Consider the following 276-nt stretch of genomic DNA (forward strand, 5'->3'; position numbering starts at 1 on the left):
GTCCAGACCATCGAGGCGCGCGGCGAGTACCTTCGCGCCCTTGATTTCCACCGCCGCCGCCGAAAGGTCGTCGCCGGCCGCGCTGGCAGCCTTGGCCTAGAGCTGTTCCAGCTCCTTCTCCAGCGAGCGGTTGCGCTCCAGCAGGGCGCCGAGCTTGTCCAGCAGGTTGTCGCGGCTGCCCTTGACCAGGCTGGCGGCTTCCTTGAGCTGCTCCTCGGCACCGTTCAGGTAGGCCAGCGCCGCCGCGCCGGTGACCGCCTCGATACGGCGTACGCC

1 protein-coding gene is annotated in these 276 nt (G+C 69.9%); it reads right to left on the reverse strand.

The genetic code is table 11. The annotated features are described in order from the left end of the window. Positions 1 to 96: 96 nt before the first annotated feature. Positions 97 to 276 (reverse strand): hypothetical protein (locus tag ACLJNW_RS24855; protein ID WP_410961311.1); only part of this gene is annotated, 180 nt, incomplete at its 5' end.

Origin of the sequence: Salmonella sp. SAL4457 (assembly GCF_046548235.1) — a bacterium.
Classification (GTDB): Bacteria; Pseudomonadota; Gammaproteobacteria; order Enterobacterales; family Enterobacteriaceae; genus Salmonella; species Salmonella enterica.